The sequence below is a fragment of the Methylobacterium oxalidis genome, assembly GCF_007992195.1.
Classification (GTDB): domain Bacteria; phylum Pseudomonadota; class Alphaproteobacteria; order Rhizobiales; family Beijerinckiaceae; genus Methylobacterium; species Methylobacterium oxalidis.
On record NZ_BJZU01000006.1, the window covers coordinates 1 to 17,524 of the forward strand.

Annotated in this window: 17 protein-coding genes; 3 read left to right on the plus strand and 14 right to left on the minus strand. The window is 71.4% G+C overall.

Features of this window, described 5'->3' with window-relative positions:
• Window positions 1-77: 77 nt before the first annotated feature.
• Window positions 78-698, plus strand: a complete 621-nt coding sequence (gene mobA, locus MOX02_RS03390) for a molybdenum cofactor guanylyltransferase MobA (RefSeq protein ID WP_174804871.1) — start codon at window positions 78-80, stop codon at window positions 696-698.
• Window positions 699-784: 86 nt separating this feature from the next.
• Here the strand turns inward: mobA and MOX02_RS03395 are convergent, their stop codons facing one another.
• The 10 genes from MOX02_RS03395 to ssb form a co-directional block, all read right to left on the minus strand.
• Window positions 785-1,243: a peptidylprolyl isomerase gene (locus MOX02_RS03395; RefSeq protein ID WP_147024323.1), complete on the minus strand. Its 459-nt coding sequence runs from the start codon at window positions 1,241-1,243 to the stop codon at window positions 785-787.
• 12 nt (window positions 1,244-1,255) lie between these two features.
• Window positions 1,256-1,720: a UCP034077 family protein gene (locus MOX02_RS03400; protein ID WP_507762756.1), complete on the minus strand. Its 465-nt coding sequence runs from the start codon at window positions 1,718-1,720 to the stop codon at window positions 1,256-1,258.
• 22 nt (window positions 1,721-1,742) lie between these two features.
• Window positions 1,743-2,291: a peptidylprolyl isomerase gene (locus MOX02_RS03405; RefSeq protein ID WP_147024324.1), complete on the minus strand. Its 549-nt coding sequence runs from the start codon at window positions 2,289-2,291 to the stop codon at window positions 1,743-1,745.
• Window positions 2,292-2,371: 80 nt separating this feature from the next.
• Entirely contained in the window at window positions 2,372-2,872 is a 501-nt protein-coding gene (gene coaD / locus MOX02_RS03410; protein ID WP_147024325.1) for a pantetheine-phosphate adenylyltransferase, read from the minus strand.
• 79 nt (window positions 2,873-2,951) lie between these two features.
• Window positions 2,952-4,010 carry a zinc-binding metallopeptidase family protein gene (locus MOX02_RS03415; RefSeq protein WP_147024326.1) on the minus strand — a complete coding sequence of 353 codons (1,059 nt, stop codon included), beginning with the start codon at window positions 4,008-4,010 and terminating at the stop codon, window positions 2,952-2,954.
• Window positions 4,011-4,104: 94 nt separating this feature from the next.
• Window positions 4,105-4,335 carry a hypothetical protein gene (locus tag MOX02_RS03420; RefSeq protein ID WP_147024327.1) on the minus strand — a complete coding sequence of 77 codons (231 nt, stop codon included), beginning with the start codon at window positions 4,333-4,335 and terminating at the stop codon, window positions 4,105-4,107.
• A 209-nt stretch (window positions 4,336-4,544) separates the two neighbouring features.
• Window positions 4,545-7,268: a DNA gyrase subunit A gene (gene gyrA, locus MOX02_RS03425; protein WP_147024328.1), complete on the minus strand. Its 2,724-nt coding sequence runs from the start codon at window positions 7,266-7,268 to the stop codon at window positions 4,545-4,547.
• Between the two features lie 278 nt (window positions 7,269-7,546).
• Window positions 7,547-9,769, minus strand: coding sequence for an SF1B family DNA helicase RecD2 (gene recD2, locus MOX02_RS03430; RefSeq protein ID WP_147024329.1), 2,223 nt, complete (start codon window positions 9,767-9,769; stop codon window positions 7,547-7,549).
• 35 nt (window positions 9,770-9,804) lie between these two features.
• On the minus strand, window positions 9,805-10,491 hold the full coding sequence (locus tag MOX02_RS03435; protein WP_147024330.1) for a trna delta -isopentenylpyrophosphate transferase: 687 nt from the start codon (window positions 10,489-10,491) through the stop codon (window positions 9,805-9,807).
• Window positions 10,492-10,653: 162 nt separating this feature from the next.
• On the minus strand, window positions 10,654-11,199 hold the full coding sequence (ssb, locus tag MOX02_RS03440) for a single-stranded DNA-binding protein (protein WP_147024331.1): 546 nt from the start codon (window positions 11,197-11,199) through the stop codon (window positions 10,654-10,656).
• 273 nt (window positions 11,200-11,472) lie between these two features.
• Here ssb and MOX02_RS03445 point away from each other — a divergent pair, with 273 nt between their 5' ends.
• Window positions 11,473-11,889 (plus strand): DUF4174 domain-containing protein, encoded by a 417-nt coding sequence (locus tag MOX02_RS03445; protein ID WP_174804872.1) that lies wholly within the window; start codon window positions 11,473-11,475, stop codon window positions 11,887-11,889.
• Between the two features lie 51 nt (window positions 11,890-11,940).
• Here the strand turns inward: MOX02_RS03445 and MOX02_RS03450 are convergent, their stop codons facing one another.
• Window positions 11,941-12,513, minus strand: a complete 573-nt coding sequence (locus MOX02_RS03450; RefSeq protein WP_147024332.1) for a hypothetical protein — start codon at window positions 12,511-12,513, stop codon at window positions 11,941-11,943.
• 186 nt (window positions 12,514-12,699) lie between these two features.
• Here MOX02_RS03450 and MOX02_RS03455 point away from each other — a divergent pair, with 186 nt between their 5' ends.
• The gene (locus MOX02_RS03455; protein WP_147024333.1) at window positions 12,700-13,452 is read left to right on the plus strand and encodes a phosphodiester glycosidase family protein; all 753 of its coding nucleotides are present in this window, start codon (window positions 12,700-12,702) and stop codon (window positions 13,450-13,452) included.
• Here the strand turns inward: MOX02_RS03455 and MOX02_RS32920 are convergent.
• The 3 genes from MOX02_RS32920 to MOX02_RS03470 all read right to left on the minus strand — a co-directional run bounded on the left by MOX02_RS32920 (window position 13,380) and on the right by MOX02_RS03470 (window position 17,514).
• On the minus strand, window positions 13,380-13,646 hold the full coding sequence (locus MOX02_RS32920; protein ID WP_373866712.1) for a hypothetical protein: 267 nt from the start codon (window positions 13,644-13,646) through the stop codon (window positions 13,380-13,382). The genes MOX02_RS03455 and MOX02_RS32920 overlap by 73 nt on opposite strands.
• Before the next feature lie 239 nt (window positions 13,647-13,885).
• Window positions 13,886-14,653: a Bax inhibitor-1/YccA family protein gene (locus tag MOX02_RS03465; RefSeq protein ID WP_147024334.1), complete on the minus strand. Its 768-nt coding sequence runs from the start codon at window positions 14,651-14,653 to the stop codon at window positions 13,886-13,888.
• 269 nt (window positions 14,654-14,922) lie between these two features.
• Window positions 14,923-17,514 carry an ABC transporter permease gene (locus MOX02_RS03470; protein ID WP_147024335.1) on the minus strand — a complete coding sequence of 864 codons (2,592 nt, stop codon included), beginning with the start codon at window positions 17,512-17,514 and terminating at the stop codon, window positions 14,923-14,925.
• Between the last annotated feature and the right edge of the window lie 10 nt (window positions 17,515-17,524).

Consider the following 17,524-nt stretch of genomic DNA (forward strand, 5'->3'; position numbering starts at 1 on the left):
GTGAGCCGATGACGACGCTCGGAGGCAGCCGGTGACGACGCTCGGAGGCAGCCGGTGACGACGCTCGGAGGCAGCCGGTGACGACGCTCGGCGTCGTCCTGGCGGGCGGCCTCTCCCGGCGCATGGGCGGGGGCGACAAGCCGCTGCGCGTCCTTGCCGGGCGCACGCTGCTCGACCGGGTCGTGGGCCGGCTCGCGCCGCAATGCCCGGCCGGGCTCATCCTCAACGCCAACGGCGACCCTGAGCGGTTCGGCGCCTTCCCCGGCGCCGTCGTGCAGGACGGGGTGGCGGGCAACCCCGGCCCTCTCGCCGGCGTCCTCGCGGCGCTCGAGCACGCGCGGGCCCATCACCCGAGGGTGGAACAGGTCGCGAGCGTCACGGGCGACGCGCCCTTCCTGCCCCTCGACCTCGTCGCCCGCCTCGACGCGGCGCGGCGCGGCGCCGGGACGACGATCGCGATGGCGGCCTCGGGGGGACGGGAGCACTTCACGACGGCGCTCTGGGCGGTCTCGCTCGCGGACGACCTGCGCGCCGCGCTCGTCGATCGCGACGAGCGCCGCGTCGGCACCTATCTGGCCCGCCACGGCGCGGTGCCGGTGGCGTGGCCGATCGAGCCGGTCGATCCCTTCCTCAACGTCAACACGCCCGAGGATCTCGACCTCGCTGCGGCCGTGCTCGCCCGCGTCGCGGAGGGGTGAGGCCGGCCCGCGCCGGTGCCGGCGGGCGACGACGATGATGGTCGCGCCCGGACCGGCACGGGCCGGCCCGGGCGAAGGCGCGCGGCTCAGGCCGCGGCGACGGTGGCCTTCACGATGCGGTCGGGATCGCGCACGGGCTCGCCGCGCTTGATCGTGTCGACCACCTCCATGCCCTCGATGACCTTGCCCCACACCGTGTACTGCTTGTCGAGGAAGCGGGCATCGCCGAAGCAGATGAAGAACTGCGAGTTCGCCGAGTGCGGGAAGTTGGTGCGGGCCATCGAGCAGGTGCCGCGCACGTGCGGCTCACTGTTGAACTCGGCGTTGAGGTCCGGGAGGTCGGAACCGCCGGAGCCGGTGCCGGTCGGGTCGCCGGTCTGGGCCATGAAGCCGTCGATGACCCGGTGGAAGGGCACGCCGTCGTAGAAGCCCTGGCTGGTCAGCGTCTTGATGCGCTCGACGTGGTTCGGCGCGAGGTCGGGGCGCAGCGCGATCACGACGCGGCCCTTGGTGGTCTCCAGGACGATGGTCTCGGTGTCGGCCATGATGGTCTCCTTCTACCTCTCTGGTCCCCGGTCGATCAGGCGGAGCGCCAGGGGGCGCCCCGCGATGGCCCGCCCGAGGGCGGGAGTGAGGCGAGCCGGCGTGCAGCGCCGGATCGACGTGAGCGTCGCGCGCACCAGGTTCTGGCGGGCGTCGGCGTCGGGCGTCCCCGCCGTGAAGGTGATGCGGGGCGTCCCGATGAGCGTACCGTCGCGGCGCAGCGCGAAGCGCGCCGTGATCTCGAGGTCCCGCAGCCCGTCGAGCCCCGGCGGCAGGGCCCAGCAGGCGGCGAGGGCCGGAAACAGTGCCGCCAGCGTGCCGGCGGGTCCGGGCGGCGCCTCGCCGAGGGGCACCCGGACGGTGCCGCGCAGGGTCTCCGGCAGGCTGAGCGGCGGCTGCAGGATCGCGGCGCTCTGCCCGGCCGCGGGGCCCGACAGGCCGGCGAGCACGAGGCCGGCGAGGGCGTCGCGCGCCCTCACTCCGCCGCCCGGCCGCGCGCCATCAGCGCGCTTTGCCGGCGAGCTGCATCCGGACGATCTTGTCCGGGTTCTGGACGGCGCCGTTCTGCGCGCCGCGCTCCGCCTTCTTGATCTTGTCGACCACCTCCATGCCGTTCGTGACGGTGCCGACCACGGTGTACTTGCCGTTCAGGAACGACGCGTCGCCGAGGCAGATGAAGAACTGGGAATTGGCCGAGTTCGGTTCCTGCGAGCGGGCCATGCCGACCGTGCCGCGGGTGAAGGGCGCCGAGGAGAACTCCGCGGGGATGTTCGGCAGGCTGGAGCCGCCGGTGCCGTTACCGTTCGGGTCGCCGGTCTGGGCCATGAACCCGTCCATGACGCGGTGGAACTTCAGGCCGTCGTAGAAGCCCTGGCCGACCAGCGTCTTGATCTGCTGGACGTGCTTCGGGGCGAGGTCGGGCCGCAGCTCGATCGTGATCCGCCCGTCCTTGGTGTCGAGGAAGACGGTGTTGTCGTCGGCGGCGCGGGCCGGGACGGCGCCGAGAAGGGTGCTCAGCGCGAGCGCGAGGACGGCGTGACGGCGGTTCATCGGCGAGGTCTCTCCCAGGGAATCTAGCTGCGTGGCTCGGGTTGGCGAGGGCGCGGCCCCGCCCGTCGGTCGGGCCGCCCTCACGGGCCGGCGAAGCGCGCCTTCAGGCGCTCGGCGACGCGCGGCGGCACGAAGGGCGCGACGTCGCCGCCCATCGCCGCGATCTGCCGGACGAGCGTCGCGGTGATCGGACGGACGTGGATCGAGGCCGGCAGGAACACGGTCTGGACCTCGGGCGCCATCGCGGCGTTCATGCCGGCGAGTTGCATCTCGTAGTCGAGGTCCGTGCCGTCGCGCAGGCCGCGGATGAACAGGTTCGCCCCGAAGCGCCGCGCCGCGCTCACGGCGAGATCGTCGAAGGTCGCGATGGTGAGCGCCGTGCCGGCCTCGTCGGCGAGCGGCGTGCAGGTCTCCGCCAGGAGGTCCGCGCGCTCCTCGGCCGAGAAGAGCGGCGCCTTGCCGGGGTGCACGCCGATCGCGATGACGAGGTTCGGCACCAGCCGGCAGGCCTGCCGCACCACGTCGAGGTGGCCGTTCGTGACCGGGTCGAAGGAGCCGGCGTAGAGGGCGGTTCGGATCATCGCCCGTGGGCGTAGAGCATTTTGTCCGCCAACGGAACCGCCGCGGGCGCACCCTGCGACCCGACGCCTCCGTGCCGCCTCAGGCCCGCCCGTGCACGAGGTCGTGGATGAAGCCGAGCTTCCTCACCACGGGCGGGGCGATGACGAAGGGGTAGAGGTCGCGGTTGCCCATGGCGCGGTTGACGCTGTTCAGCGCGAAGACGAAGGGCAGCCACGCGCTCACGATCCGCTCGATGCCGTCGGCCGCGTAGGGGTCGAAGTCGATCGTCGCCGAGATCTCGCGGTCCGTGTCGACGGAGGGGCTCACCGAGAGCCCGAAGGCGCTCGCCATCTCCAGCGTGTCGACGATGTGGAGGTAGTGCGCCCAGGTCTCGGCGAAATCCTCCCAGGGATGGGTGGTGGCGTAGGCCGAGACGTAGCGCTCCTGCCAGTCGGGCGGAGTCCCTTCCGCGTAGTGGCGCTTCAGCGCCGCCTCGTAATCCTCGGAATCGTCGCCGAACACTGCGCGGCAGGCGTCGAGCTTGCCTCCGTCGCGCACGAGGAGGTCCCAGTAATGGTGCCCGACCTCGTGGCGGAAATGGCCGATCAGGGTGCGGTAGGGCTCGCCCATGGCGTGGCGGCGCTTCTCGCGCTCGGCGTCGTCCGCCTCCACGAGGGCGATGGTGATGACGCCGTTGTCGTGCCCCGTCATCACCTTCTGCCCCTCCTCCGGCGGGTCGGCGAGGACGTTGAAGATCAGCCCGTGCTCCGGGTCCTCGGCGCGGGTCTTCAGGGGCAGGTTCCAGCGCAGCAGCGCGTAGAACAGGCGGTGCTTGGCGAATTCCATCTGCTGCCAGGACGCCAGATGCGCGGCGTTGCCGACGTCCGGGATGATGCCGTTGTGCCGGCAGGCGAGGCAGAACGGCGCGTCCGAGCCCGGCGGCACCAGCCAGTTGCAGGCATCGTGCTCCGCGTTCGTGCAGAAGCGGCTCGGCCGGTCCGGCACGGCGAGCGGAGTCCAGGCGTCGCCGCCCGCGGGCTCCAGCGCCGAGACGGTGCCGGTCTCCGGCAGGTAGGCGAGCCGATGCCCGCAGCGCTCGCAGGCGCGGTTCTCGAAGTACAGGATGTTGCCGCAGGACTGGCACCGGAACAGCTTCATGGAGGGGCCTCGCGCTCGTCGTCTCCCCGCCCCATGCAGGAGGCGTGCAGGACAGGACGCGCGGGGCGCCGCCGGTTCCGGTCCGGCGCGGGACTCAGGCGGCGCGGGCGCGCGGCGCGATCCGGGCGGGAGGGCGCTCCTGCGCCGACAGGTAGGCGGCCAGAAGCTCGCCGGGCGTGTGGCGCGCCCCGTCCGGGTGGGTGATGGTGACCTCGGTGAGGCCGCTGCCGGCCAGCGCCAGTGCCTTGTCGAGGGCCTCGGTCATCGAGGAGCGCTGGAACGTGACCGGGCGCGAGCGGTCGACGGCACTGACTTGGAAATACACGCGAACCGACCCCGATCACTGCTGACGGACAGAGGAGCGCGGTTCTCGCCGCGCCCGTCCATAACGCAATGCAATAGCGGCGATTCGTAGAGGATCCCTTGACGAAACTGGGGGCGGGCCGCGGCCGCTGCCTCAATGTGCGGCACGCCGAGGCTTCTCGGCGGCGTCCCGCCGCCCGCCGCGTGAGCGGGCGGCGCGGGAGCCGGTGCTCAGGCGGCAGGCTCCTCCTCGCCCTCGTCCTCGCCCTCGATGTGCTCCACTGAGACGACGCGCTCGTCCTTGGCCGTGTTGAACACGGTGACGCCCTGCGAGGCGCGGCCGACGATGCGGATGTCGTCCACCGGCACGCGGATGAGCTGGCCGCCGTTCGTGACCAGCATGATCTGATCGGACGCCTCCACGGGGAAGGACGCCACGAGGCTTCCGTTGCGGGCGTTCACCCGCATCGCCGTGATGCCCTTTCCGCCGCGGCCCGAGACCCGGTACTCGAACGAGGAGCTGCGCTTGCCGAAGCCGCGCTCGGAGAGCGTCAGCACGAACTGCTCGTGGGCGCTCATCTCGTTGTAGCGGTCGAGGGAGATCGCCGTGGCGGTCACGCCCTCGTCCTCGCCGCCGATCTCCTCCGCCTCCCCGTCGCCGATCACGGCGCGGCGCATCTTGAGGTAGCCGGCCCGCTCCTCGGGCGAGGCCTCGAAGTGGTTGAGGATGGTCATCGAGATGACGCGGTCGCCCTTGCCGAGGTTGATGCCGCGCACGCCGGTCGAGTCGCGGCCCTTGAACACGCGCACGTCCTCGACGGGGAAGCGGATGCACTGGCCCTCGGCGGTCGTCAGCAGCACGTTCTGCTCCGGCCGGCAGATCTCGACGTGGACGATGTGGTCGCCCTCGTCGAGCTTCATCGCGATCTTGCCGTTGCGGTTGACCGTGGTGAAGTCCGAGAGCTTGTTGCGGCGGACGCTTCCCGATGCGGTCGCGAACATCACGTCGAGCGCTTCCCAGGAACCCTCGTCCTCGGGCAGCGGCATGATGGTGGTGATGCGCTCGCCCTGCGCCTGCAATTGCAGGATGTTGACGAGCGCCTTGCCGCGGGCGTTCGGCGCGGCCACCGGCAGGCGCCAGACCTTCTCCTTGTAGACCTGACCCTGGTCGGAGAAGAACAGCACCGGCGTGTGGGTGTTGGCCACGAACAGGCGGGTGACGAAATCCTCGTCGCGGGTGGACATGCCGGAGCGGCCCTTGCCCCCGCGGCGCTGGGCCCGGTAGGTCGAGAGCGGCACGCGCTTGACGTAGCCGGCGTGCGACACGGTCACGACCATGTCCTCGCGCTGGATCAGGTCCTCGTCCTCGACGCTCGAATCGTAATCGACGATCTCGGTCCGGCGCGGCGTGGCGAACTGAGTGCGCACCTCAGCGAGCTCGTCCTTGACGATGCCCTGGATGCGGGCGCGGGAGCGCAGGATGTCGAGGTAGTCGGCGATCTCGTCGGCGAGCGTTTTCAGCTCGTCGCCGATCTCGTCGCGCCCGAGCGCGGTCAGGCGCTGCAGGCGGAGATCCAGGATCGCCCGGGCCTGCACTTCGGAGAGCCGGTAGGTGCCGTCGTCCGCCACCCGGTGGCGCGGGTCGTCCACCAGCGCGATCAGCGGCGCGATGTCGTGGGCCGGCCAGTCGCGGGCCATCAGGGCCTCGCGGGCGGTGTTCGGGTCGGGCGAGGTGCGGATCAGGCGGATCACCTCGTCGATGTTGGCCACCGCGATGGCGAGGCCGCACAGGACGTGGGCGCGCTCGCGGGCCTTGCCCAGCAGGAACTTGGTGCGCCGGGAGACGACCTCCTCGCGGAAATCGACGAAGGCCTGGAGCAGATCCTTGAGGTTGAGGAGTTCCGGCCGCCCGCCGTTCAGCGCCACCATGTTGGCCCCGAACGAGGTCTGCAGCGGCGTGTAGCGGTAGAGCTGGTTGAGCACCACGTCGGCCATCGCGTCGCGCTTCAGCTCGACGACGATGCGCATGCCGTCGCGGTCGGATTCGTCGCGCAGGTCCGAGATGCCCTCGACGCGCTTCTCCTTCACGAGCTCGGCGATCTTCTCGATCAGCGTCGCCTTGTTCACCTGGTAGGGGATCTCGGTGAAGATCAGCGCCTCGCGCTCCTTGCGCAGCTCCTCCACGTGGGACTTCGCCCGCATGATGATGGAGCCGCGGCCGGTGGCGTAGGCCTGGCGGGTGCCGGCGCGGCCGATGATGAGGCCGCCGGTCGGGAAGTCGGGGCCCGGCACGATCTCGTTGAGGCCCTCGATGCCGATGCCCGGATCGTCGATCAGCGCGACGCAGGCGTCGATCAGCTCGCCCAGATTGTGCGGCGGGATGTTCGTCGCCATGCCGACGGCGATGCCGCCGGCGCCGTTGACGAGGAGGTTCGGGAAGCGCGCCGGCAGGACGCTCGGCTCCTCCCGCGATTCGTCGTAGTTGGGTCCGAAATCGACGGTGTTCTTGTCGATGTCGGTCAGAAGCGCGGTGGCGGGCTTGGCGAGGCGCGACTCGGTGTAGCGCATGGCCGCCGGCGGATCGCCGTCGACCGAGCCGAAATTGCCCTGCCCGTCGATGAGCATCAGGCGCATGGAGAAGTCCTGCGCCATGCGCACCAGCGCGTCGTAGATCGATTGGTCGCCGTGCGGGTGGTAGAGACCGATCACGTCGCCGACGATGCGGGCCGACTTGACGTACTTGCGCTCGGGCAGGTGGCCCGACTCGTAGGCCGAGAAGAGGATGCGCCGGTGCACGGGCTTGAGGCCGTCGCGCGCGTCGGGCAGCGCCCGGCTCACGATCACGCTCATGGCGTAATCGAGGTAGGAGCGTCGCATCTCGTCGGTGATGGAAACGGGCCGGATGTCGGTGGCCGGCGGCGGTGCGCCGGCACCCTGATCGGTGTTGTCTGCCAAGGTCTTCTTTCCGTCTCGCGCGGGCCCGCGACGGGGCCGCCCACCAGAGCCGCGAAGCGCCGCGGCGGCGCTCCCGCGAGAGGCTGCCGGACCTTCCGGAATACGAATGATATCAGGTGGTTAATTAATCATCACGGGCGCCCGGCGCAAGCCGCGGCCGCGCCGGATTCGCGCGGTGCCACGGCGAGGCGCACCGCGATCTCTACGCCGACGTGGCGGCGGTGCGGCGCGACGCTCCGCGCTCGACGGGTCCGCTCGGATCCGGCCTCTCGCGCGGTCTACGAGAGCCGCAGGTCGCCCTCGCCCGCCTCGATCCAGCGCCTCAGCTTGGTGAAGCGGGCGCGCGCCCGCGTGCCCCGCACCGCCATGGCGATCGCCTTGCGCTGGCCGACCAGCACGACGAGGCTCCGGCCTCGGGTCACGCCGGTGTAGAGCAGGTTGCGGGCGAGCATGGTCCAGTGCTGCGTCGTCACCGGGATCACGACGGCGGGGTATTCCGAGCCCTGGCTCTTGTGGATCGTGGTGGCGAAGGCCGGCACGAGCGTGTCGAGCTCGGCGAAGGGGTACTCGACCATCCGCCCCTCGAAATCGACCTGCAGCACCCCCTCCTCCGCGTCGATCCCGGCGACGCGCCCGAGATCGCCATTGAAGACGTCCCGGTCGTAGTCGTTCTGCGTCTCCATCACCCGGTCGCCGGGGGCGAAGCGCCAGCCGAAGCGCTCGACCTGAGCGGGCGGGTCCGGGTTCAGGACGCGCTGCAACGCGTGATTCAGGTTCCGCGAGCCGAGCGATCCGCGGATCATCGGCGTCAGCACCTGGACGTCGCGGGACGGATCGAGGCCGAAGCGCCGCGGGATGCGCTCGGTGACGATCTCCACGAGCTTTGCGACGCCCTCCTCCGGCTCGTCGATCTCGACGCAGTAGAAGTCGCTCGCCTCGCCGCGGCGGGGCCATTCGGGCATCTCGCCGCGATTGATGCGGTGGGCGTTCACGACGATGCGGCTCTCGGCAGCCTGCCGGAAGACCTCGGTGAGGCGTGCCACCGGCACGCGCCCCGAGGCGATGATGTCGGCGAGCACCTGCCCGGGTCCCACGGAGGGAAGCTGGTCGACGTCCCCGACGAGCAGGAGCGCCGCATCCTCCGGCACAGCCTTCAGGAGCGCGTTCATCAGCGGCACGTCGACCATCGAGGTCTCGTCCACGACGAGCAGGTCGCAGGCGAGCGGGTTCTCGGCGTTGCGGGTGAAGCCGCCGTTGCGCGGGTCGATCTCGAGGAGACGGTGGATGGTCTTCGCCTCGAGGCCCGTCTGCTCGCTCATGCGCTTGGCCGCGCGCCCGGTCGGCGCGGCGAGCAGCACCCGCACGGACTTGGCGACGAGGATGCGCAGGATCGAGTCGAGGGTCGAGGTCTTGCCCACGCCGGGACCGCCCGTGACGACCGAGAGCTTCGCGCCGAGGACGAGGCGCACCGCCTCGCGCTGCGAGGGCGAGAGGGTCTTGCCCGTGCGTGCCTCCACCCAGGGCAGCGCCCTGTCGAGATCGATCGTCTCCCAGGGCGGGCGGCCCGCCGCACGCACGAGCAGGCGCTCGGCGATGACGCGCTCGGCGCCGTGCAGGCCCTTGAGGAACAGGCAGGGCTGCCCGTCGAGGTCGTCGGCCACCACCTCCGCGCCGAGGCGGACCGCGCCCGCCGCCGCGAGGCGCACCGCCTCCGCGTCGACATCGAGGAGCTTGACCGCCAGCCGCGTGAGCTGCTCCTCCGGCAGGCCGCAATGGCCCTCGTCCATGGCGGTCTGGAGCGCGAAGCTGATCCCGGCGGCGAGGCGCTGGGGCGCGCGGGCGTCGAGGCCGAGCCGCATGGCGATGGCGTCCGCCGTGCGGAAGCCGATGCCGCGGATGTCGCGTGCGAGGCGGTAGGGATCCTCCGTCATCACGGTGATCGCGTCGTGGCCGTAGGTGCGGAAGATCCGCACCGCCCGCGCCGTGCCGACCCCGTGGGCGTGCAGGAAGATCATGATCTCGCGCACGGCCTTCTGCTCGGCCCAGCCGCGGACGATCCGCTCGGCGCGCTTCTTGCCGATGCCCGGCACCTCGGTGAGGCGTTCCGGCTCGGCCTCGATGACCTCGAACGTGTCCGCCCCGAACAGCCCCACGATGGCCTTCGCCATGGCGGGGCCGATGCCGCGCATCTGGCCGCTCGCGAGGTAGCGCTCGATGCCCTCGACGCCGGTCGGCGGCGTCGCCTTGAGGGAGATCGCCTTGAACTGGAGGCCGTGCGAGCGGTCGGAGACCCAGTGGCCGGTGGCGGTGATCCACTCGCCCGCGCCGATCGCAGGAGCGTGGCCGACGAGGGGCACGAGGTCGCGCTTGCCGCGCACCCCGACCTTGAGGACGCAGAAACCGGTCTCGGCATTGTGGAACGTCACCCGCTCCACCGTGCCGGCCAGGATCTCGGCGGGCGTGCCGCCGCGGGCGTCGCTGAGATCCTGAGGGCGAACCATGCGGTTCACGGTATCACCTCAGGCCGCCTCCCGCCTCACGCGGCGCGGCCGCGCCCCGTCCTGCCGGCCTTCCCCGGCCAGCCGAGGGCGACCAGCCGGGCCTTGGCGTAGTCGCGCACCTCGTCGCGCGTGCCGGCGGGGAATCCGTTCAGGATCCGCTGCGTCTCGGAATCGAGCATCAGGTCGGTCACCGCGTTCACGCTCTCCGCCTCGTCGATGCGCCGCTTCAGGTCGCCCTCCGCCTCGGTGACCTCGTCGAAGGGGTCGGCCGCCTCGAAATCCTCGTCCACCGCCCGGATCGCCGCCGGATGGTTCTGCCGGAACTCGTCGGCCTCCTCCTCCGAGTAGACGAGGCCGTGCAACTCGATCAGCTTGAGGATGACCCGGTCCTTGCCCCGCTTCTCGGCCATCGCGTAGACGTAGGCCGCCTGCTTGCCCGAGACCCGGTAGTTCACGTTGACGAGGGCCTCGCCGAGCGACCACTCCACCCGCTCGGTGCCGGCCTTCGCACCCGGCAGGCGCCCGGTGACGAGGATCACGGCCTCGTCCCGCTCGGCCCGGATGATGGTCGGCGGGTCGAAGGCGATGCCCGCCTGCGCGGCGATCCGCTCCAGGGTCTTGTGATAGATGACGGCCGTCCCCTGCACCCGCCAGACATTGCCCGCGAAGGGCTCTCCGTAGCGGACGAGGATGTCGGCGATCTGCTTGTCGGCGGTCCGCATGGCGGCTTCCGTTCACTGTATGTTCTGATGACGATATGGGGCGCCTGTAGGCCGGGGCACAAGGGCGCGGATCGTCGCCGGGCCAGGCCGCTCGGGTGGCGGCCGAGGACCCGGACCTGCCGCGGCAGGTCCGGGACGCGGGCTGCGGAGCTTGCGGAGATCCTAGAACGGGATGTCGTCGTCGAGGTCGTAATTCGGCTTCGATCCCCCGCTTCCACCCGTCGAGGCCGGGCGCCGCTCCGAGCCTGACGAGCGGCCGCCGCCGTAATCCCCCCCGCCCCGCGAGCCGCCGAAATCGCCGCCGCGGCTGATCTGGCCGCCGCCCTCGTCCTCCGAGGCCATCTCGGAGCCGCCGCCGCGGCCGTCGAGGATCGTCAGCTCGCCGCGGAAGCGCTGCAGCACCACCTCGGTCGTGTACTTCTCGGCGCCGGAATTGTCCGTCCACTTGCGCGTCTGGAGCTGTCCCTCGACGTAGACCTTCGAGCCCTTGCGCAGGTACTGCTCGGCCACCCGAGCCAAGTTCTCGTTGTAGATCACGACCGAGTGCCACTCGGTCTTCTCCTTGCGCTCGCCGGACATCTTGTCCTTCCAGGACTCGGACGTCGCCAGCCGCAGGTTCACCACGGGATCGCCCGAGGCGAGGCGCCGGGTCTCGGGGTCGCGCCCCAGATTGCCGACGAGAATGACCTTGTTCACGCTGCCCGCCATCGCTCTCTCCTTGCTGTCGATCTCACTGGGCCGTCGCGGACCGGCGCGTTCCCCTGCCCATGCTGAGGTTCTGGGGCCGGGCGAGGCCGCCCGCAATGCGCGGCGAAGGCCGGTCCCCGGAAAACACACGCGGCGATCCGTCATTCGTTCTACATTTGTTCCAGAGGCCGCGCAAGAGGCGCGCCGCGGTCGCTCCGCGCGAGACGGGCGCTGCCCCGGACAGTCGATCGCCGGGCCTCACTGCCGCGTTGAGCAAGCACGAGGAGGCGGACGATGCGGCACGGTTTGAGGATGACGATGCTGGCCCTGGCGCTTGCCGGCGGCGCCGACGGTGCGGAGGCCGGAGGCGATCCGCTGGCAGCCCATCTCTGGAAGGCGCGGGTTCTCGTCGTGTCGGCGCCGAGCCCGGAGGATGGGCGCCTGCGAGCGCAGCGCGCGATCCTGGCGAAGGCGCGTGCCGGGACGGGCGAGCGCGACCTCGTCACGCTGGAGGCGGTCGGCGAGGGCGCCGAGGCGACGGCGCTGCGGCGCCGACTGAACCTTCCCGCGGACGCCTTCCGGGCGGTCCTCGTCGGCAAGGACGGGGGTGCCAAGCTGAGTTCCGCCGAGCCGATCCCGCCGGAGCGCCTGTTCGCGACGATCGACGCGATGCCGATGCGGCGCGACGAGATGAGGGACAAGGGGCGCTGAGCGCTTGGCGGGATGGGCGGCGCGCGCCGTCCATCCCCGGGACCCGCGGGCTCAGTAGCAGCGCTGCACGAGCACGCGGCGGTAGCCCCATGGCGTCCAGCGCAGGCGCGGGACCGTGTAGCAGCCGTAGCCGTAATCGTAGCCGCCGTAGTAGCCGACCGGGGCGTACCCGTACCCGTAGCCGTAGCCCGGCCAGCCATAGCCGTACCCGCCGTAGAGGCCGCCGGCCGCAAGGCCGAGACCCACGCCGAGCCCGAGGCCGCCGAGCCCGTATCCGTAGCCGCGGCGCCAGTAGCCGCCGCGGTATCCGCCGAAGCCGCCGCGGTAGAACCCGCCGCGATAGCCGCCGAAGCCGGGACCGCCGAAGCGGGCGCCCGCGAAGCCACCGCGGAACCCGCCGCCCGCGAAGCCGCCCCGGAAGCCGCCGCCGCCGAAGCCGCCGCCCCGGAAGCCACCACCGCCGAAACCGCCGCCGCGGAAGCCACCGCCTCCGAACCCGCCGCCACCGAACCCGCCGCCGCGGAAGCCGCCGCCGCCGAAGCCGCCGGGTCGCGCCTCGGCCGCGAGCGGCACCAGGGCGAGCGCCCCCGCCAAGGCGACCGACGCCAATGCAACGCGCATCATCTCACGATCTCCGAAACACCCACACCCCCGCTAGGCTGAAACGCCTGGGCCGGGAAAACGGTCCCGGTCCGCTTTGCCGCGGACGGTCCGCCTCAGCGCTCCGCACGGCTTGAAAAACGCCCGGATTTCAGGTGAGGAAGCGCGCCCCGGCCCGTCCGGACCGTCGGTTCACATCGGGATCTCACGATGATGTTACGTCTCGCGCGGGCGACCCTGCTCGCGGGTCTGATCGGCGCCGCGACCGCCGTCCGCGCCGAGCCCGCGCCGGCCTCGGGCCCCTGCCGGTCCGTCCAGGCCGAGGGCGAGGCGTACACCGTCTGCGTCGTCGACCTGAAGCGGCAGCGGCTGCGCCTGTTCTGGCTCGGACCGGACGGCCTGCCCTACTCGTCCCTCTCGAACCTCGCCGAGAAGCAGGGCGGCCGCCTCAGCTTCGCGATGAACGCGGGCATGTACGACAAGGGGCAGGCGCCTGTCGGCCTCTACGTGGAGGACGGGCGCGAGATGAAGGGCGTCTCGACCGCCAACGGCCCCGGCAACTTCCACCTGAAGCCGAACGGCGTCTTCTACGTGAAGGGCGAGCGCGCGGGCGTGGCCGAGACGAGCCGCTACGTGAAGGCGCGGATCAAGCCGGACTTCGCCACGCAATCGGGCCCGATGCTCGTGATCGACGGCCAGATCCATCCGAAGATCTCCACGGACGGCCCATCCCAGAAGATCCGCAACGGCGTCGGCGTGCGCGACGACGGGCGCACGGCGGTCTTCGCGATCTCGGAGCGGCCGGTCAGCTTCGGAGCCTTCGCCCGCCTGTTCCGGGACGTTCTCGGGTGCCGCAACGCCCTCTTCCTCGACGGCAGCGTCTCGAGCCTCTACGCGCCCTCGCTGAACCGGTCGGACCTCAGCCGTCCGCTGGGTCCGATGGTCGGCGCGGTGAGTCGCTGACCGAGCCGGCCTGCGCGGCACGCTTCGGGCGCTCCTTGAGCCAGATTCCGGCGAAGGAGAGCGTGGCGGTGTCGACCGCCTTTCCCGCCTCGTCGCGCGACGACCGTGAAGAAGCGCCGGTCGCCGTCGCCCGGGATCGCCTCCCTGGCGATGTCGGGGAGAACCTTCATCGCGGCGCCGCGCACGTCGTCCATGCCGGCGCACTCGGTCCCGGTGTCGTCGCGCCGCGGCCTCCATCCACGATCTCGAAGACGTAGCGCGGCACCGGCTTCTCCCTCTCGCTCCAGGCCTGAAACCCGGCAATCTGGAAGCGTGGTGGGGCGCGTTCAACGACCTAGGTCACGGCCCCACGACGGCTTCCGGGCTCCCGCGCAAACAAAAACCCCGGCGCTCGCGCGCCGGGGTCTGTCTCATCGGTCCGGCCCGGTCAGGCTCAGCGGCGGTCGCCCATGAGCGAGAGCAGGAACTGGAACATGTTGATGAAGTCGAGGTACAGCGTCAGGGCGCCGTTCACCGACATCTTGGCAGCGCCCTCCGCGTCAAAGCCGCTGTAGAGGTACATCTCCTTCAGCTTCTGCGTGTCGTAGGCGGTCAGGCCCGCGAAGATCAGCACGCCGATCACCGAGATGGCGAACTGCAGGGCGCTGGAGGCCAGGAAGATGTTCACCAGCGAGGCGATGATCAGGCCGATCAGGCCCATGATCAGGAACGAGCCCATGCCCGACAGGCTGCGCTTCGTGGTGTACCCGTAGAGGCTCAGGCCGCCGAAGGTGGCCGCCGTGATGAAGAACACCCGCACGACGCTGGCGCCCGTGAACACGAGCAGCAGCGTCGACATCGAGGCGCCCATCACCGCCGCGAAGGCGAAGAAGGTCGTGCGCGCCGAGGCCGCCGACATGCGGTCCATCCGCATCGAGAAGATGAAGATGAAGGCGAGCGGGGCGAGCATCAGCACCCACTTGAGCGGGCTCTGGTACAGCATCTGGCCGAACGGCGTCAGCGCGAGCTGGCCAGTCGCGGTCTGGGCGGTGGCGGCCATGTTGAGGCCGAGCGCCACGAGGCCCGAGATGCCGAGCCCGATGACCATGTTGTTGTAGACGCCGAGCATGAAGGCACGCAGCCCCTGGTCGACCTCGACCTGGGTGCCGGCGTACCCCGGGGCTTGCGCGCCGTACCGGAAGGGAGAGTTGTCGAAAGCCATGGGAGTTTCCTTTGGAAGCTCTCTCAGCGTGGGGTTGGGGACGAGGCTCACGCAAAACCTCTGGCGCCCCACGGGCGCCTCGCTGCCAAATATGTTGCGTCGCGCTCCTGCACACAAGAGGCCGGCCGAGCTTCGAGAGCCGGTTTTTCCGTCGCAGGGCGGCGGAATTTCTTTGTTAGATCAGGGATTAAAACTGCGTAACCTGCTTCTGTCCAGGCTCTGCACAGTACCGTTCGCGAGACGAATCGGGCCTGGCGCCCGGACGAACCTCAGAACTGGCGGAGGTAGGGCGCCGGCTTCTGGCCGAGGATTCGCCAGGTGCCGGCGAGCCCGATCAGGACCGCGAAGGCGACCGCGAGGGCGGCCGCCACCAGTGCGCCGCCGAGATCGAGGGCGAATTCGAGCCGCATCACCTTCGAGACGATCACCCAGCCGGCGAGCGACCCGGCGATCAGCCCGAACACGGCCGTGGCCAGACCGAGGGCGCCGTATTCCAGGCTGTAGGCCGAGAGCAGGCGGCCGCGGCTCGCGCCGAGCACCTTGAGGACGACGGCGTCGTAGAGGCGCGCCCGGTGGCCCGCCGCGACCGCGCCGGCCAGCACGAACAGGCTCGCGGCGACGGCGATGCCGCTGGCGCCGCGGATCGCGAGGACGAGCTTGCCGACGAGGTCGTTGACCGCCTCCAGGGCGTCCTTGACCCGCACGCTGGTGACGGACGGGTAGGCCCGGGCGACGTCGCGCAGGATCGCGTTCTCGGCCTTCGCGTCGGTGCCGCCGGGCAGCGTCAGGGTGGCGAGGTCCGAGTGCGGCGCCCCCCGGAAGGTGCCGGGTGAGAACACCATCACGAAGTTGATGCCGAGCGAGCGCCACTCGACCTTGCGGAAGTTGGCGATCGTGGCCGTGACGTTGCGCCCGAGCACGTTGACGGTGACGTTCGAGCCGAGCTTCAGCCCGAGCGCCCGGCCGAGCTCCGCGTCGAAGGAGACGAGGCGTCCGCGCGCCTCCTCGGCGTTCCACCAGCGCCCCTCGACGATGCCGGATCCCTCAGGCGGATCCTCCGCGTAGGTGATGCCCCGGTCCCCGTCGAGGACCCAGGCGGCGTCGTCCGGCGGGCGGATGCTGGAGGCGGGCTTGCCGTCGAGGGCGACGATGCGCCCGCGCATCATCGGCACCCGCTCGATCTTGCCGCCGGGCGCGGCCTTGCCGAGGAAGGCGTGGAAGCCGTCCGCGTCGGCCGTGGGGATGTCGAGAAAGAACAGGTTCGGCGCGCGGGCGGGCAGCGAGCTCGTGAGCGTGCGCCGCACGTTGGCGTCGATCAGGCTCAGGGTGACGAGGAGCGTCACGCCGAGGCCGAGGGAGAGCACGATCGCGGGCGTCAGCGCGCCCGGGCGGTGCAGGTTGGCGAGCGCCATGCGGGGTGCCGCGCGCCTCGGCCGGGGCAGGCGCGCGGCGCCCGCCATCAGCCCGAGCGCGACGAGGCGCAGGAGCCCGAAGGCGATGCCCGCCGCCGCGATGAAGATGAGGGCGACGCGCCGGTCGAAGGCGGTGACGAGGGCGAGGCCGACGAGGGCCGCGAGCGCGGCCAGCAGGATCGCGCGGTAGCGCCAGTGCACGCCCGTGCGCGACGGGTCGACCGCGTCGCGGAACAGGCCCGAGACCGGCACGTCGTGGGCGCGCCCGAGCGGCGTGATCGCGAAGGCGAGCGCGGTCAGGAGCCCGTAGGCCGCCGCGAGGGCGAGTTCGGCCGGGGCGAGCGTCGGGTTGAGGGGCAGTGGCAGATCGTTCCGGAAGGCGGCGTCGAGGAGGTAGGGCAGCGCGGCGCCGATCCCGAGGCCGATGGCCGTGCCGAGCCCGGCGATCAGCATGACCTGCGTCAGGTAGAGGCCGACAACGCCCGAGCCCGGCATGCCGACGCTCTTGAGCGTCGCGATGGAGCCGCGCTTGCGCTCGACGAAGGCGTGGACGGCATTCGCCACCCCGACTCCGCCGACGATGAGCGCCGTCAGCCCCACGAGGGTCAGGAACTGCGTGAAGCGCTCGATGCTCTTGGCGAAGCGCGGGTCGGCGTTGACCCGCGAGCGCACCTCCCAGCCGGCGTCGGGCACCGCCCGCGCCACCCGCTCCAGGGTCGCGACGAGGTCGGTGTCGCTCGCGCCGGGCTTCTGCAGCCGGTAGCTCCAGCGGTTGAGGCTGCCCGGCTGGACGAGGCCCGTCGCCCTGAGCGCGTCCTGCGCGATGATCAGGCGAGGGCCGAAGCCGATGCCGTTGGCGATCTTGTCGGGCTCGGAGACCAGGGAGGCGCGGATCGCGAAGGGCCTGCCCGCCAGGGTGATGCGGTCGCCGACCCTGAGGTCGAGACGCGTCAGCAGGGCCGGATCGGCCACCGATCCGTCGGCGCCCTCCTGTGGCGCGAGGAGATCGGCCAGCGGCGCCTGCGGCTCGGTGAGGAGCTCGCCCGCCGCCGGGTAGGCGGCGTCGACCGCCTTCAGCTCGACGAGGGCGGCCCCCTTCTCGCCCGGGGCCACCGCCATGGCGCGCAGCGATGCTACCACGCTGACGGGGCCCTCGGCCGTCAGCGCCGCCCGCTCGGCCTCCGTCGCCTCGCGGTTGATGAGGTTGTAGCTCAGGTCGCCGCCGAGGATGCGCCGCCCCTCGCGCCCGAGCCCGTCGCTGAGCGAGCGCGAGATCGAGGCGACGCCCGCGATGGCCGCGACGCCGAGGGCGATGCAGGCCAGGAACACCGCGAAGCCCCTGAGGCCGCCGCGCAGCTCGCGCAGCGCGAGCCGCAGCGTCAGCGGCAGGCGGGCCGCGAGGGAGGCGGCGCGGCGCCCGGGCGCCGCCTGCGGGAGGGTGCCGTGCATTCAGGCGGCT

Bases quoted from the DNA above. Each gene is read 5' to 3' on its own strand.
- MOX02_RS03405 (WP_147024324.1), bottom strand. From the start codon at position 2,291: ATGAACCGCCGTCACGCCGTCCTCGCGCTCGCGCTGAGCACCCTTCTC.
- MOX02_RS03395 (WP_147024323.1), bottom strand. From the start codon at position 1,243: ATGGCCGACACCGAGACCATCGTCCTGGAGACCACCAAGGGCCGCGTC.
- MOX02_RS03445 (WP_174804872.1), top strand. From the start codon at position 11,473: ATGCGGCACGGTTTGAGGATGACGATGCTGGCCCTGGCGCTTGCCGGC.
- MOX02_RS03435 (WP_147024330.1), bottom strand. From the start codon at position 10,491: ATGCGGACCGCCGACAAGCAGATCGCCGACATCCTCGTCCGCTACGGA.
- recD2 (WP_147024329.1), bottom strand. From the start codon at position 9,769: ATGGTTCGCCCTCAGGATCTCAGCGACGCCCGCGGCGGCACGCCCGCC.
- MOX02_RS03470 (WP_147024335.1), bottom strand. From the start codon at position 17,514: ATGCACGGCACCCTCCCGCAGGCGGCGCCCGGGCGCCGCGCCGCCTCC.
- MOX02_RS03415 (WP_147024326.1), bottom strand. From the start codon at position 4,010: ATGAAGCTGTTCCGGTGCCAGTCCTGCGGCAACATCCTGTACTTCGAG.
- coaD (WP_147024325.1), bottom strand. From the start codon at position 2,872: ATGATCCGAACCGCCCTCTACGCCGGCTCCTTCGACCCGGTCACGAAC.
- MOX02_RS03455 (WP_147024333.1), top strand. From the start codon at position 12,700: ATGATGTTACGTCTCGCGCGGGCGACCCTGCTCGCGGGTCTGATCGGC.
- MOX02_RS03465 (WP_147024334.1), bottom strand. From the start codon at position 14,653: ATGGCTTTCGACAACTCTCCCTTCCGGTACGGCGCGCAAGCCCCGGGG.
- MOX02_RS03450 (WP_147024332.1), bottom strand. From the start codon at position 12,513: ATGATGCGCGTTGCATTGGCGTCGGTCGCCTTGGCGGGGGCGCTCGCC.
- MOX02_RS32920 (WP_373866712.1), bottom strand. From the start codon at position 13,646: ATGGACGACGTGCGCGGCGCCGCGATGAAGGTTCTCCCCGACATCGCC.
- ssb (WP_147024331.1), bottom strand. From the start codon at position 11,199: ATGGCGGGCAGCGTGAACAAGGTCATTCTCGTCGGCAATCTGGGGCGC.